This is a genomic window from Cupriavidus sp. 01L43, assembly GCF_056399925.1.
The window spans coordinates 319,653-333,222 of sequence record NZ_JBFTSH010000005.1 but is presented as its reverse complement, the minus strand read 5'-3'; the positions used below and the strand labels follow the sequence as shown (position 1 = coordinate 333,222).

11 protein-coding genes are annotated in these 13,570 nt (G+C 67.0%); 2 read left to right on the top strand and 9 right to left on the bottom strand.

Going from position 1 to position 13,570, the window contains the following annotated elements; genetic code table 11:
• Positions 1-75: 75 nt before the first annotated feature.
• Entirely contained in the window at positions 76-309 is a 234-nt protein-coding gene (locus AC1DP9_RS12100) for a CDP-diacylglycerol pyrophosphatase (protein ID WP_092293765.1), read from the bottom strand.
• A gap of 281 nt (positions 310-590) precedes the next feature.
• On the opposite strand from AC1DP9_RS12100, the gene AC1DP9_RS12095 reads away from it, so the two are divergent.
• Entirely contained in the window at positions 591-1,640 is a 1,050-nt protein-coding gene (locus tag AC1DP9_RS12095) for a phytoene/squalene synthase family protein (protein WP_477107455.1), read from the top strand.
• A gap of 69 nt (positions 1,641-1,709) precedes the next feature.
• Here AC1DP9_RS12095 and AC1DP9_RS12090 read toward each other — a convergent pair whose 3' ends face one another.
• From AC1DP9_RS12090 to AC1DP9_RS12080, 3 genes are all read right to left on the bottom strand, one after another.
• Entirely contained in the window at positions 1,710-2,021 is a 312-nt protein-coding gene (locus AC1DP9_RS12090; RefSeq protein ID WP_092293769.1) for a hypothetical protein, read from the bottom strand.
• A gap of 190 nt (positions 2,022-2,211) precedes the next feature.
• Complete coding sequence (locus tag AC1DP9_RS12085; protein WP_477107498.1) at positions 2,212-2,988, bottom strand: 3-hydroxybutyrate dehydrogenase; 777 nt, start codon at positions 2,986-2,988, stop codon at positions 2,212-2,214.
• 22 nt (positions 2,989-3,010) lie between these two features.
• Entirely contained in the window at positions 3,011-4,402 is a 1,392-nt protein-coding gene (locus AC1DP9_RS12080; protein ID WP_092293773.1) for a GntP family permease, read from the bottom strand.
• 257 nt (positions 4,403-4,659) lie between these two features.
• Between AC1DP9_RS12080 and AC1DP9_RS12075 the strand changes: the two genes are divergently transcribed.
• Positions 4,660-6,162, top strand: a complete 1,503-nt coding sequence (locus tag AC1DP9_RS12075; RefSeq protein WP_092293775.1) for a sigma-54 interaction domain-containing protein — start codon at positions 4,660-4,662, stop codon at positions 6,160-6,162.
• A gap of 13 nt (positions 6,163-6,175) precedes the next feature.
• On the opposite strand, the gene AC1DP9_RS12070 is transcribed toward AC1DP9_RS12075, so the two are convergent.
• From AC1DP9_RS12070 to AC1DP9_RS12050, 5 genes are all read right to left on the bottom strand, one after another.
• Complete coding sequence (locus AC1DP9_RS12070) at positions 6,176-6,586, bottom strand: FKBP-type peptidyl-prolyl cis-trans isomerase (RefSeq protein WP_092293777.1); 411 nt, start codon at positions 6,584-6,586, stop codon at positions 6,176-6,178.
• Between the two features lie 78 nt (positions 6,587-6,664).
• Positions 6,665-7,297, bottom strand: a complete 633-nt coding sequence (locus AC1DP9_RS12065) for a DotU family type IV/VI secretion system protein (RefSeq protein ID WP_477107454.1) — start codon at positions 7,295-7,297, stop codon at positions 6,665-6,667.
• On the bottom strand, positions 7,294-10,671 hold the full coding sequence (locus AC1DP9_RS12060; protein ID WP_477107453.1) for a DUF6531 domain-containing protein: 3,378 nt from the start codon (positions 10,669-10,671) through the stop codon (positions 7,294-7,296). The genes AC1DP9_RS12065 and AC1DP9_RS12060 overlap by 4 nt, the downstream gene beginning before the upstream one ends.
• Before the next feature lie 8 nt (positions 10,672-10,679).
• Positions 10,680-10,946: a PAAR domain-containing protein gene (locus AC1DP9_RS12055; RefSeq protein ID WP_092293783.1), complete on the bottom strand. Its 267-nt coding sequence runs from the start codon at positions 10,944-10,946 to the stop codon at positions 10,680-10,682.
• A 76-nt stretch (positions 10,947-11,022) separates the two neighbouring features.
• The gene (locus AC1DP9_RS12050; protein ID WP_477107452.1) at positions 11,023-13,566 is read right to left on the bottom strand and encodes a type VI secretion system Vgr family protein; all 2,544 of its coding nucleotides are present in this window, start codon (positions 13,564-13,566) and stop codon (positions 11,023-11,025) included.
• Between the last annotated feature and the right edge of the window lie 4 nt (positions 13,567-13,570).

Below are 13,570 nucleotides of genomic sequence, written 5' to 3'. Positions count from 1 at the left end.
AATCGTGCGAACTACGGCACGCCATTCCGCCTGGCGAAACCTGGAGAGCAGCCTAAGGCTTCGGCGCCCTGGACATCAGCGGGCCGAGCGGCCGCCGTAGAACGTTCCCGTGCGCGGATTGGAGATGTGGTACGCCTGGCTGATCGCCCAGCGTTGCGCGGCCAGAAAGGCTTCCGGCTCACGTTGTGTCCAGGCGCTGACCATCAGCGGCGAGGCGTCTTCCTCGGTGTTAGGGTAGACGGCCGCCCGGTGCACCGCCGCCCTGTCGGGCGATCCGGGAATCGTCGTGGTTCGAATCGTGACTTGCATCAACGCAGTTCCTAGAGCCCAGATGCCGAAAATTATGCGCGGATCGGCGTGACATTGCCATGACCACGTGATGACAGCCACGCGCACATGTATGGTGCACGCCCCATTGATGGGGACTGCCGCGCCGGCGCTGGCTTTGCGGGTGGTGTGGCGCCGTGTTGACGTGGTGCGCGCGCCACGCCGACGCCATCCTGGTGTGGCCCGGGCGGCTACAATGCGCCTGCGCCGCATCCGGGCCCATTCGGCCCGCTCATCCCGCCTCCACCGCTTTATGCCGTTTTATGCCAATTCCTGACCGGGTTTTCCTGCTCGGCCCGCTGCTGAAGGGGGTGTCCCGCTCGTTCTACCTGACGCTGCGCATCCTGCCCGCCGGCATGCGCGACCCCGTGGGGCTCGCCTACCTGCTGGCCCGCGCGGCGGACACCATCGCCGATACCGCGCTGATTCCCCCGCCGCAGCGGCTGGACCTGCTGCTGGGGCTGCGCGCCCGCGTGAACGGTGCCGATGACGGGGGCGAACTGGTCCGCCGGCTGGCCGCCGAGGTCGCCAGCCAGCAAAGCCTGTCGGACGAAAAGGTGCTGCTGGAGTCGATCGGCCCGGCGCTGGACGTGCTCGACCAGTTGCCCGAGGCCGACCGCACCGCCGTGCGCGGCATCGTGACCACGCTGACCGAAGGCATGGAATTCGACCTGCGCACCTTCCCGGACGAAGGCTCCGGGCAGGTCGCGGCACTGGCCACCATGGCCGATCTCGACCGGTATACCTATCTGGTGGCCGGCTGCGTGGGCGAGTTCTGGACCACGATGACCTACCGGCATCAGCCGGGCACGCTGCAGGCGCCGGCCGAACTGATGCTGCGCCGGGGCGTGCGCTTCGGCAAGGCGCTGCAGATGGTCAACGTGCTGCGCGACTGCGGCAAGGACCTGCGCATCGGGCGCTGCTACCTGCCGACTGAGTTGCTGGGCCGGCACGGGCTGTCGCCGGCGGATCTGCTGGACCCGGCCAACAGCCGCCGTGCCCGGCCGATGCTGGCGGAGGGCGTGCGCGTGGCGCTCGACCATTTCCGCGAAGCCATCGCCTACACGCTGGCCATCCCGCGCACGGCCGTGCGGCTGCGGCTGGCCTGCATCTGGCCGATCCTGATCGGGCTGGAAACGCTGCTGTTGCTGGTGGACAACGACGCCTGGCTCGATCCGGCGCGCGTCTCCAAAGTCCCGCGCGGCAAGGTCTACCAGGTGCTGGCGGGCAGTCTTCCGTGCGTGATGATCGATACTGCGCTGCGGGGCTGGATGGAAGGGCTGGTCTCGCGCATCGAGGCTCGGCTGGCCTGAGGATCGACGTCCCGCCAAAAAACAAACGGCCCGCACTCGGCGGGCCGTTTTCATCTGACGTGCAAGCCGTTACTTCGCGGCTTCGGCCGGCGCCTTCTTGGGCGCCTTGGTGGACTTCTTCGTGGTGCTCTTGGTGTCGGTCAGCGCCGACCCCGTGCTCTTGGCACCCTGGGTGTACGGATCGAACTTGTCGCCAGCGCGCGCGGTATCAGGTACGTAGCCATCCTTGTTGGTGGCACGAGCCGGATCCGGCACATAGCCGTCCTTGTTCGTGGTCCGCATGTTGTAGTCGTAGCGATCGGCGGGATTCGCCGGACCTGCCGCGAGCACGACGCCCGGAACCAACGTTGCAATGGCCAATACCATGGTGATCGACTTCATCGATGCCTCCTGACGGAATGTGGAAGATCGCGCGTCCAGGACGCACGTGCCAAGGTTAAGCCTATCCCGATGGGCGCCAAAGCGCCATGGCATTCGCACGTGAATTGTTGTAAAGCACTGGCGCGGCGCAGCAAGGGCGCGAGCGCCCTCACGGCCACCGCCGCCCGCTTTTTGACCGCTTTTTGCCCCCTTATTGGGCAGTCCAGCCGCCGTCCGCCGCCCAGGCGGCGCCACGCACTTCGTCGCCCAGCGGCGAGCACAGCATCGTCACGATCCCGCCCAACTGGCGCGGCGTGACGAACTGCCCGGACGGCTGCTTGTCCGCCAGCAGCCGGGCCTGCGCCGCCTCGGCCGAGATGCCATCCCGCGCCGCGATATCCGCAATCTGCTGCGCCACCAGCGGCGTCAGCACGAAGCCCGGGCAGATCGCATTGCACGTGACGCCGGTACCGGCCGTCTCGAGCGCGGTGACCTTGGTCAGGCCCACCAGCCCGTGCTTGGCCGCCACGTAGGCCGACTTGCCCGCCGAGCCCACCAGCCCGTGCACGGACGCGATATTGACGATGCGACCCCAGTTCCGTGCACGCATGCCGGGCAGCGCGTGGCGAATCGTATGGAAGCTGGAAGTCAGGTTGATGGCGAGGATGTCGTCCCACTTCTCCGCCGGGAACGCCTCCACTGGTGCCACGTGCTGGATGCCAGCGTTGTTCACCAGCACATCCACGCCGCCAAAGCGCGCCTGCGCCGCGGCCACCATCGCCGCGATCTCGTCGGGCTTGCGCATGTCGGCCGGATGGTGGATGGCCTGCACGCCGGTCGCCGCGAGGCTGGCCAGCGCGGCGTCCACTTCGCCGAAACCGTTCAGGACGATATTGGCGCCAGCCTCGGCCAGCGCCTGTGCAATGCCCAGCCCGATGCCGCTCGTCGAGCCGGTCACCAGGGCGGTCTTGCCTTGCAAATGGGTCAGATTGTTCATGATCGCGCCTCGCTCAGACCAGGCCGGTCATGTAGTACACCGCGATGACGAAGAACACCGCCAGCGTCTTGATCACGGTGATGGCGAAGATATCGCGGTACGACTCGCGGTGCGTGAGGCCCGTAACCGCCAGTAGCGTGATCACGGCGCCGTTGTGCGGCAGCGTGTCCATGCCGCCGCTGGCCATCGACACCACGCGGTGCAGCACTTCCAGCGGAATCTGGGCGGCCTGCGCACCATGGATGAAGGCGTCGGACATTGCAGCCAGCGCGATGCTCATGCCGCCCGAGGCCGAGCCGGTGATACCGGCCAGTGTGCTGACCGAGATGGCCGCGTTGACCAGCGGGTTGGGAATGCTGCGCAGCGCATCGCTAACCACGAGGAAACCCGGCAGCGCGGCGATCACACCGCCGAAGCCGTACTCCGATGCCGTGTTCATCGATGCCAGCAGCGCGCCCCCGACGGCGCCCTTGGTGCCTTCGGCAAAACGCTCCCGCACGGCGCCGAACGCGGTGACGAGCACCACCACGATGCCCAGCAGCAGCGCGCCCTCGACCGCCCAGATGGCCGTGACGCTCGCCACCTTGGTCTCGATCGGCTTGGCCAGGCCCGGCAGCGACACGCTGTTGGCCGGCCCATACCAGAGCGGGATCATCCGCGTCAGCCAGAAATTCGACACACCCACCACGAGCAGCGGCAGGATGGCCAGCAGCGGCGGCGGCAGCTTGCCGCCTTCCACGCGCTGCGGCTCGTTGAGCAGGTTGGTGCCGTAGCCCTCCCCCCGCGCAGCAGCCGAACGGCGGCGCCACTCGAGGTAGCTCAGGCCCACCGCGATGATGAACAGCGAGCCGATCACGCCGAGGATCGGGGCGGCCCACGCCGTGGTGTTGAAGAAGTTCGACGGGATGATGTTCTGGATCTGCGGCGTGCCCGGCAGCGAATCCATCGTGAACGAGAACGCGCCCAGCGCGATCGCCCCCGGCATCAGCCGCTTGGGGATGTTGCTCTGGCGATAGAGTTCGGCCGCGAACGGGTAGACGGCGAAGACCACCACGAACAGCGACACGCCGCCATAGGTCAGCAACGCGCAGACCGCCACGATCACTGCATTGGCCCGCGAGCGCCCGATATAGCGGATGGCCGCGGCGACGATGGACTCGGAAAAGCCGGACAGTTCGATCACCTTGCCGAACACCGCGCCGAGCAGGAACACCGGGAAATAGAGCTTCACGAACCCGACCATCTTCTCCATGAAGATGCCCGTGAACACCGGCGCCACGGCGGACGGATCGGTCAACAGTACGGCGCCAAGCGCCGCCAGGGGTGCAAACAGGATGACGCTGTAGCCGCGATAGGCGGCAAACATCAGGAACGCCAGGGCGGCGATCACCACGACAAAAGACATGAGGTCTCCAGAATTTGTTCTTGAACCGACGCTGCTGAGCGGCCATGGAAGAGCCGTCGCGCGCGGATTGCCCCTGGCTTGTCAGGCATGGGGGGCGGCTTGAGTTCGCAGGATGTGTGCCATACGCCATACGAGGCGAATACATCACTTATTGGCGTTTTTGTCTCGATTCATGGATTCAAACCTGCTATCGACGCATGCAAATCTCGCTTGTGAGACACTCGCCGTCTCCCCATCGAGACAACGACATCGGCAGCATGCAGAAAATAGCGGAGCCGGGCGGTGCCCTGCTGCTGGACTACGACTACGTGGCGCGTCGCGCCATGGCCTCGCTGTTCCGCACGTTCGAGAATTTCAGCGAAGGCACGTTCGTCGTGGACGACCACGCGCGCGTGGTCTGGATCAACAAGCGCTACGCGGCGCGCTTCGGGTTTTCGAACCCGCAGGAGGCCATCGGCCGCGACTGCGAGCAGGTGATTCCCAACAGCCTGATGCGCGAGGTGGTGACCACCGGCAAGCCGATCCTGCTCGACATCCTGGAGACGGACAGCGACACGATGATCGTCACGCGCCTGCCGATCAAGGACGACGATGGGCGCACGATCGGCGCGGTGGGCTTCGCGCTGTTCGACGAACTGAAGTCGCTGACGCCGCTGTTCGCGCACTACTCGCGCGTACAGGCCGAGCTGGCCGCAGCGCGCCGCTCGCTCGACCAGGCCCGCCGCGCGAAGTACACCTTCGCCAGCTTCATCGGCACCAGCCCGGCGGCGCAGGAGGTCAAGCGCCAGGCCCGGCGCGCGGCGCGCGTGGAGTCGCCGGTGCTGCTGCTTGGCGAGACGGGCACTGGCAAGGAGTTGCTCGCGCATGGTATCCACGCCGGCTCTACGCGCGCCGAGCAGCCTCTTGTCACCGTGAACGTGGCGGCCATTCCCGAGACGCTGCTGGAGGTCGAGTTCTTCGGCGCGGCGCCGGGCGCCTACACGGGCGTGGACCGCAAGGGCCGCATCGGCAAGTTCGAACTGGCGGACGGCGGCACGCTGCTGCTCGACGAGGTGGGGGACATGCCGCTGATGCTCCAGAGCAAGCTGCTCCGGGCGTTGCAGGACAAGGAATTCGAGCCGCTCGGCTCCAACCGCATCGTGCGCGCCGATGTGCGGATCATCGCGGCCACGTCGGCCGACCTGCCGGCGCTGGTCGCGGCGGGCAAGTTCCGCGCCGATCTCTACTACCGGCTCAACGTCCTGACGATCGAACTGCCGCCACTGCGCGAGCGGCGGGCCGACCTGCTGCTGCTGGCCAACGCGATCATCGAGGAACTGTGCATCAAGGCCGATCGCAACCCGCCCGGGCTGCGCCAGGACGCGTTGCAACTGCTTGGGGAATATGACTGGCCCGGCAACGTGCGCGAGTTGCACAACGTGCTGGAGCGTGTCGTGATGCTGTGCGACGAGGATTCGATCGACGCGACCACTCTCGCCCCGCTGCTGGACCGCCGCTTGCCGGCGACCCTGCCGTCAAGCGTACCAGCGAGCCTGGAAGCCCCCGTCGCGCCGGCGAAGGTGACGACGGTTGTGCCGACGGCACCCGAACCCCCGCCGCAAACCTACGCGGCGGCGATGGCCGGCTTCGAGGCCGCCTTCCTGCAACAGGCGCTGGACGCCTGCGGCGGCCGGGTGGCCGACGCCGCCACGCGGATCGGCATCAGCCGCGCCGCGTTCTACAAAAAGCTCGCGGCGCTGAAACCGGCTTCGGTGACCTGATCAGGCGACCTGATCAGCCGCCGATGCCGAGCAGTTCCACTTCGAAGTTCAGCGTGGCGTTCGGCGGGATCGTACCCGGCACGCCGCGTGCGCCATAGGCGCTGGCCGACGGGCAGGTCAGCTTGGCCTTGCCGCCCACTTGCATCTTCTGCACGCCCTCGGTCCAGCACGGAATCACGCGATTCAGCGGGAACGAGATCGGCTGGCCGCGCTTGTACGAGCTGTCGAATTCCGTGCCATCGGTCAGCGTGCCACGGTAGTGGACCTTGACGGTATCGGAAGCCTTGGGCGAGGCGCCCGTGCCCTTGGTCACGTGCTGGATCACCACGCCGGACGGCAGCGTCTCGGAAGCTGGTGCGGCGGCCTGGGCAACGCCTGCGCCAGCGAGCGTGACGGCGGCAAGAATCAGGGAAAGAGTCTTCATGGGAATCTGTCGTGTCAGTGTGTTTGGAAATTGGCGCCGGCAGCGCGCGCGAGGCCAGCCGGCAGTGTACCCGAGGCATCATCCGACCACGAACAGCCCGACGATGAAGTGCGCGAGCGAGAGCGACAGCGCCAGCGCAACGAGCACCACGGCAATTCCTCGCCATGGCATCGTGCGGCGGCGCCGCTCCGGGTCGGCGACCGAAGCCGGCATCGTCTCCTCCGCCTCTGCCGGTACGAGCGCCGGCCGGACGCGCGGCGCGGTGTCTGGCAATGGCGCGCCGTGCTCGTCCCGCAGCCCCCGGGCGACCAGCGCCGCGATCACCGCCAGTGCGTGCGTGCCCATGTCCGGCGCTTCACGCAAGCGCAGGATCCACGTCCGGCATTGCTGCCCGGTATCGGCGCTGCCGTAGTACTCGCGCAGCAGGCTGTCCTGCAGCCATACGCCCCGGCAACTGCCCGATGCGCCCTGCACACGACTGCCCGCCTGATCCAGCGCGGTGCAGAAGCAGTAGTGCACCGCCTGCACAGCGTCGACCGGCAGGTCCACCGCGTTGCCCGCCCGCCGCAGGTGGACGAGCTGTTTGCGGGACTCGCGCTTGAGCCATTCCATCCGCGCCATCGACTTCAGCTCCGGCGACAGTTCATCGAGGATGCGAAACAGCGGCTGGGCGAGATGGAGCAGGAGATTGCCTCCCCAATAGTGGGTCATCCCCAGTCCTTCTCCGCGCCGGAGGCGATCATGGCGTGCCGCCGCGCGGTATCCGCCACGGTCCAGTAGTCGTCCGCCATGGCCGGCCCTTGCGCGTGCGGCGCTGGCGCCGGCTTCGCCGTGGGTGCCCGGTACGCATAGGGGTTGACGCCATCGCCGCCGCGACGGTCCGGGCTCAGGTAGCGGCCGATGTCGGGGTCATAGACACGCCGGCCGTGCCAATGCAGCCCGGTTTCGTCATCGGCGAACTGGCCCGCGAGCCGCAGCGGCTGCCCGCCGGCGACTGCCGGGCCATCTTGGGCCAGCAGCCGGCCCAGCGCCGTGTAGCGGCCAGACCAGACCTCCGCGCCCGCCTCGTCGGTCAACGCCACGGCGGTGCCGGCGACGTCGGTCTGGTAATGCAGGAACCGCATGGCCCCGGGCTGGCCGGCAGCATCGAGCGGCTGGTCGATGCAGGTCAAGGGCACGTCGCCGCCAGAGCCTTGCCCCGCCGGCACATAGAGATAGGTCCGTACGCGGTCTGCCTCGAGTATCTGCCGCAAGGTGTCGTCGTGCCAGACGAAGCGCGTGATGCGCGGCGGCGTGGCTGGCAACGCGCGGCCCGGCGCCTGCCGGACCGTCACAGTCCGCTCGATGCAACGGCCCAGCGCGTCGTACTGGTAGCGCACGAGCCGGTCGCGCACGCGCACGGCAATCAGGTGGCCTTCGGCGTCCCATTCCAGTGCCATTGCGTCGCGATTGCCTGACTTCGCTATGACCTGCCCCCACGCGTCGTACTCATACCGCCAGCCCGCAAATTCGGTCAGCCGGTGATTGTCACGCCGCACCGGACCCACCAGGCTCCGCGATGGGTCTAACTGCGTGCCCGCGCCGTCCCAGCTGAAGCGTTCAATGCCGAGATCGTCGGTCACGCGCCGCAGCAGGTTGCCGCTGCGGTCATAGTCGAGGTGGGTGGTGCCATATCGGTGATCGACGGTCTGTACTACCTTGCCGCCAGCGCCGTAACTGACCGCGCGCCAGAGCCGAAGATCTTCCGGCACGATCTCGCGCTCGGCGGTCTCGCTGTGCAGCACCGCGCGCCACCACAGCGGCGCGCCGATGGCGTCGTAGCCCGTATAGGTCAGCAGGTCGCCCTGCATGCGAACCACTTCGCGCTGCATGGGGTCGAAAGCAAACTCCGCGACGTGCTGGCCGTCGATCCCGATCAACGTCACCACCCCCGTGTCGTCGCGCGTGATCTGCACGGTCTGCTGTTGGGGCAGCAGCACCCCAATCAGGCGACCGGCGTCATCGTAGCCAAAGCGGAGCTTGCTGTGCGGGCCTTCCTCGGACAAGGGCTTGCCCATCTCGTCATGCGTGTAGCGGACGGCTGCCTCGACGATCCCCAGCGCCTCGCCCTCAGCGGTGGGCGTGCGCGACACGGCCTGGAGATGACCGTCGGCGGCATAGTCGAACCGATACCGACTGTGCGTGGTGTCGCGCCCCACGAGACGGCCAAGGGGATCGTACGAGTACACCTCGCGCCGCACCTGCCCGCCGGCACTCGCTGTCAGCGTGGCGAGCGCGCCGCTGTCCGTGTAGGTGAAGTCCTGCGTTACGCCGTTCTCGTCGGTCGACCGGCTCGGACGGCCCACGGCATCCCATTCGAACGTCTGGACCGCCCCATTGCCGCTCGTGGTGCGCACGCGCCGGCCGTGCGCGTCGTAGGCATGCGCGATTGCGTGCCCCTCTTCGTTGATCTCGCGCAGGACACGACCGCGCCCATCGCGCTCCCACGCCCGGCCCTGGCCGTCGGCGCCGACATACTGGGTGCGCTGACCGAGCGCATTCCAGTCATGACGCTCATCGCTGCCATCGGCGCGCGTCAGCTGGAGCGGCCAACCGTGGCCGTTGCATGCGAAGCGTGTGATGCCGCCCGCCGCGTCGCACAGCGCGGTGACTCGGTTGTCCGCGCCATAGGTCAGGTCGAAGGTACGGCCCTCCGCATCGGTCTGCCGGAGCACCCGACCGGCGGCGTCCCGCTCGAATTGAACCGTTGCACCGTCGGCGCCGGTGCGACGGACGATCCAGCCGTGCGCGTCGTACACCGTGGCCACTTTGCCTTCCGGCGTATTGTGCTGCGTCGGCTGGAGGCTGTCATCGCGAATCCACGACCAGTTCTGGCCGGCGGAATCTTTCACCATCAGCGGCTCGAGCGTGCTGAAGGTGTAGTGGGTCTGGCGCCATCGGCCGGCGGAATCGGTCTCCTTGACCACGCGCGAGAGGTTGTCCAGTGTGAGCACGATCCGACGCTCACCCGGCAGTTCCAGCGCGACTGGCCAGTGCGAGCGGCTGTACTGGAACGCATACTGCCGGCGATCGAAGTCACGGAAGCCGACCACGCAACCGCGCGCGTCGTAGCGCCAGCGCGCCGTGTGCCCGAACACATCGGTGACGTCGCAGGTGCGCGATGCAGTGTCGTATGTGAACTGTTCGCGTGCCCCGGCATCGGTGCTGCGCTCGACCACACGCGCGCGGTCTCCATCGGCCTCCCATACGTAGCGTGTCACGCCGCCGAGAGCGCCGACTTGCTCGACCATGCGCCCGCCGCGGTAGCCGTAACGCCGGGTCGTGGCACCCGTGCGGTCCTCGACCCGCGCGAGCCGTTCGTCATCATCGTAGTGATAGTGCACGAGCATGCCGGCAGGCCCTGTCCCTACACGCTCGATGGCGGACAGGCGCCGGCTGTCGCCGGCATAGTGCATCTGCAAGACGTCACCGCACGTGCTGCCAAGCCGGTCCAAGCGTCCCGAGGCATCCCGGATGCAGCCGATGCGTTCGCCGGCATAGTCCTCGATGTACTTCAGCCGCGCGATGCCTTGCGCGTCGAACTTCTCGAAGACGCGATAGCACGGCGTGAAATCGGCCACGACCATCGTGCCGTCCGACAGGCACGCCAGGTGCAGCCGTTCGGACAGCACTGTCACGCGCGTGCCAGGCTGCGGATCGGGCACGTCGATCGTGCGCCCGTGCTCATCGGCGTAGATCAGCCGATCGCCCTGCCGGTGCAGCGTCGCCTCCCAACGCACGCGCCAGCCGACGCCCAGCGCCCCTTCCGCGGCCAGTGCGCCGGAATAGAAGCGCGACCAGCGCAGCGGCAGGCGCGCCGGCAGCGTGAAATCCGTCTCGTGCGCCGGGAGGCAGATCTTGTCGCCAGACAGGACATCGATCTCGCCCCACAGCAGGCCGGACAGCGCGCGACGAACACCGTACCGCGCCGCCATCTCCGCTTCGTGACCATGGAATCGCCCGGCAAAAGGACGCGTTGCCACGGCATCGAGTTCCTTCGCCCGGAGCAGGTCGAGCAGGCTGCCCAGTTCACTGATGGCCGACATGTCCGCCCTCAACCCCCGACGAATACGTTAGGGGAGCCATTCGCGACTGGCGCGCCGCAGCCGGACACGCCGCCGACCATGGAGGCCGGCATGTTATTGATGAATACCGTGGACGAGCCTTTCGCCAATGATCCGCCTCCGTGCAGCGAGCACGAACAACTGCTCCCGCACGCGATAGCGGCGGGCACCCCGTTGATAAAGACATTGCCGGATCCCGACGTGATCGACCCTCCGTGGCCGATCGCGTCACCCAATCGCGCAGCTGGCGTTCCCATATGTGCTTCCTTTCAGAATCGAGTGATGGCCCGGTGACGGATGTCACCGGGGCGAGCAGGTTCTCGCCTTCCGCCGTTATGGCTCTGGCGTCGTTGGCGTCGGCGTCGGAATCGGCGGCGTCGGCGTCGGCGTCGGTGGGGGCGGGGTGGGCGTCGGCGACGGTGGCGTCGGTCCGGTTGGCCCAGTCGGCCCGGTTGGCCCTGTCGATCCGGTTGGTCCAGTCGCGCCAGTTGGCCCTGTCGACCCGGTTGGCCCTGTCGACCCCGTTAGCCCTGTCGACCCGGTTGGCCCTGTCGACCCGGTTGGCCCTGTCGACCCGGTTGGCCCTGTCGACCCCGTTGGCCCGGTTGGCCCGGTTGGCCCGGTTGGCCCGGTTGGCCCGGTTGGCCCTGTTGCCCCGGTTACGCCGGTTGCCCCAGTTACGCCAGTTCCCCCCGTTGCTCCAGTCGCCCCCGTTGCGCCACTCGGCCCCGGCGGTCCCGGTATCTGCTTGGCATTGGCGCGGGCGCCAACGCCAAGCATGGGCACGACGATCGGCATCGAAGGTGCGGCCAGCCCGATTGCGAAGAAGCCACCGCCATCGCCTCCGCCGCCGCTCTTCTTCTTGCCGTCGCCCGGGTTCAAGTCCAGTTGCGTGCCCTGGATGACAATCTTGTTGCCCACGAGCTTGATCGTTCCGTCGCTGGCCATCGACAGCGACGATTCCCCGCAGGTCAGCGACAAGGCCGAACCGGCACTGACGGCCATCGCCTTGCCGATGCTCACCAGATAGGCGCCGCCCACCGAATAGGTCGATGCCAAGGCCACGTTGACCGCCGATATGCCACCGATGCTCATGGAATAGGCAGCGCCGACGGTATGGACCGATCCGCCCGCCACGTTGGTGGCATACAGTGCGCCAACGCCAAGGTTGAAGTTGGCACCCACGCCCATCGCCAGGTCCATACCGACGGTTTTCGTCTCGTTCCGCTTCGTCAGGCTGACCATGTCGCGCTCGGCCTGCTGGTAGAACTCCTCCATGCCGGCCTTGTCCTCGAACCGGACGCCGTTGTAGTTGTCCGGCCCGCCACCTGGCGTCTGGCTTTTGAAGCCGCTCTTGGTGGCGCTGGCGGGCAGGTCCCAGGGCGGCTGCGTCGCATTGTTATAGAGACTGCCAGTGACCAGCGGCCGATCCGGGTCGCCATTCATGAAATTGATAATCACCTCATGGCCGACGCGCGGGATATAGATGCTGCCGAACTTGGCGCCGGCCCAGGCCTGCACCACGCGCACCCAGCATGAGTCCGACTCGTCGTTGCGCGCGTAGCGGTCCCAAAGGAAACGCACCTTGATGCGGCCGAATTCGTCAGTCCAGACCGTGGAGCCCGGCGGGCCGACCACGATGGCCGATTGCGGACCGTGGGTATTGGGTTTGGCCGTCGTGCGGGGCATGCGGAACACCTCGCTGGTGGGCTGCACCTCAAGCTCGTTCCGGCATTGGTACTGATAACCGGCGCCCGACTCGTCGGCAACCTCCGTCAGCATCATTGTCGATTCCACCACGAGATACTCGCGGTTCGCCCCACGGTGCGCATGACGGGCGAGCACGAAGGTCTCGCCGCAAGCCACGCCACGAACGTTCCCATGGCCGAACGCGCGCACACCTTCCGCGCGGGCCTCTTCCATGCGGACACGACTGATCATGTCGCCATGACGCGCGTCAGTAAAGTCACTCGGCCATTCGAACACGTCCCGGTCGGCCCATGTCGTGCGGCGAGGCTGCTGATTGGCTTGCAGCAGCCTCGCCCGCGAGCGTGTGAAGTCGTAGTCGTCCACTTCCACGCGGCCGGTACGCAGCGCCTCATGCACGGAGAACGCCGCGATGTGTTCGATGTCGATCTTGTCGTCGTTCGGGTGGTATTCGATCTGGTGATAGGACTCGCTGCGCACGCGGCGGTGCGCACCGATGTGGTCGCACAGCACAAGCCGGTGTTTGCCGTCCGAATGCTCGAAGAACCAGTAGATGCCCCATTCCTCCATCAGCCGCTGGATGAAGTTGAAGTCCGTCTCGCCATACTGGACCTGGAACTTGCGCGGGTCGTTGCGCTCGGATTCGCTCGTCAGCGCGTATTTGCCCACGTCGAGCCGCTTATCCACCGGGTAGGGATAGTCAGCCAGAACGTCGTCGATGATCTCGAGTACGGTCTTGTCCTGATATATCTTGAAGTCGTTGGTCAGCGTGGCCAGCCACAGCCAGGGCCGCAACACCACGCGATAAACGTTGTAGCGTCCCTCCTGGCGCAGGTAACCGGCCGAGACCACGAGCCCGCTGATCTCGCGCGTGCCGCGCCCCGCCTGCTCGCTGGGCGCCTTCCCGCTTCCGTCGATCTGGATCGAGAGCGTCATCTCCTTGCCGACCAATGCCTTCAGGTCAAGGTTCGCGCTCGCCGCCAGCGGCAGCTGGTAGTCGTCCGGCGTGCGCAACTGCACCTCGTACTCAAACAATCGGCCAAGCCGCTCCGTGCCATGGACCTGCAGGAACTCGAGGGCCGGCAAGCCGGCCACCTTGGGCATGGCGGCGCTGCGGATCGCCACGGTACGATTCTGCGAGGCAACGCCGTTCAAGAATTCAGTAGCCATTTCT

Coding starts and splice junctions, on each gene's coding strand:
- AC1DP9_RS12100 (WP_092293765.1), bottom strand. CDS start 309: ATGCAAGTCACGATTCGAACCACGACGATTCCCGGATCGCCCGACAGG.
- AC1DP9_RS12095 (WP_477107455.1), top strand. CDS start 591: ATGCCAATTCCTGACCGGGTTTTCCTGCTCGGCCCGCTGCTGAAGGGG.
- AC1DP9_RS12090 (WP_092293769.1), bottom strand. CDS start 2,021: ATGAAGTCGATCACCATGGTATTGGCCATTGCAACGTTGGTTCCGGGC.
- AC1DP9_RS12080 (WP_092293773.1), bottom strand. CDS start 4,402: ATGTCTTTTGTCGTGGTGATCGCCGCCCTGGCGTTCCTGATGTTTGCC.
- AC1DP9_RS12075 (WP_092293775.1), top strand. CDS start 4,660: ATGCAGAAAATAGCGGAGCCGGGCGGTGCCCTGCTGCTGGACTACGAC.
- AC1DP9_RS12070 (WP_092293777.1), bottom strand. CDS start 6,586: ATGAAGACTCTTTCCCTGATTCTTGCCGCCGTCACGCTCGCTGGCGCA.
- AC1DP9_RS12065 (WP_477107454.1), bottom strand. CDS start 7,297: ATGACCCACTATTGGGGAGGCAATCTCCTGCTCCATCTCGCCCAGCCG.
- AC1DP9_RS12060 (WP_477107453.1), bottom strand. CDS start 10,671: ATGTCGGCCATCAGTGAACTGGGCAGCCTGCTCGACCTGCTCCGGGCG.
- AC1DP9_RS12055 (WP_092293783.1), bottom strand. CDS start 10,946: ATGGGAACGCCAGCTGCGCGATTGGGTGACGCGATCGGCCACGGAGGG.
- AC1DP9_RS12050 (WP_477107452.1), bottom strand. CDS start 13,566: ATGGCTACTGAATTCTTGAACGGCGTTGCCTCGCAGAATCGTACCGTG.